Consider the following 655-nt stretch of genomic DNA (forward strand, 5'->3'; position numbering starts at 1 on the left):
CTTCGTTTGTCTCTCTGCCTCAGCCTCGCTTATACGAGACCTTTTCCCCGCCCTCCCTTCTTCCTCCTCCCCCCCCCCCTTCCTTCAACTCCCCCCCCCCCCCCCCCCCCCCTCCCTCCCCCCCCCCCCCCCCCCCCCCCCCCCCCTTCCCCCCCCCCCCCTTTTCCCCCCGTGCTCTCCCCCCCCCTCTCCACGCTGGCAGGTCTGCTCGTTACTTACCACATCACCGGATACACGCCGATGGGTACGTTCGTCGCCATGAGCTTGATGAACTATTACGCCTTATTTGCCCTGTTGATGGTGTTCATCGTCGCATGGTTCTCCTTCGATATCGGCTCGATGGCGCGCTTTGAGAGAGCGGCATTGCAGGAAGTTCACGACGAAACCACCGTTTCAGACGACCCTAAAGGCCGGGTTTACGCGCTGATTATTCCGGTTTTGGTGTTAATCGTCTCCACCGTTTCCGCCATGATTTACACAGGCGCGCAGGCAAGCGAAACCTTCACCATTTTGGGCGCGTTTGAAAATACCGATGTAAACACTTCGCTGGTGTTCGGCGGCACTTGCGGCGTACTGACCGTCATCCTCTGCACGCTTGGTACCATCAAAGCTGCCGATTATCCCAAAGCCATCATTCAAGGCATATCTTCGATGT

The 655-nt window shown here is 58.6% G+C and carries 1 protein-coding gene and 1 pseudogene; one reads left to right on the forward strand and one right to left on the reverse strand.

Annotation, left to right across the window (positions count from 1 at the left end):
• Nucleotides 1-29 precede the first annotated feature (29 nt).
• A complete protein-coding gene (locus ACTHUR_RS14970) occupies nucleotides 30-194 on the reverse strand; it encodes a hypothetical protein (RefSeq protein WP_440399393.1) in 165 nt (54 codons plus the stop codon).
• On the opposite strand from ACTHUR_RS14970, the pseudogene ACTHUR_RS14975 reads away from it, so the two are divergent.
• A pseudogene (locus ACTHUR_RS14975) lies at nucleotides 187-655 on the forward strand (Na+/H+ antiporter NhaC family protein); the annotation flags it as partial. The gene ACTHUR_RS14970 and the pseudogene ACTHUR_RS14975 overlap by 8 nt on opposite strands.

It is taken from the genome of Neisseria sp. P0021.S007, from assembly GCF_051956855.1.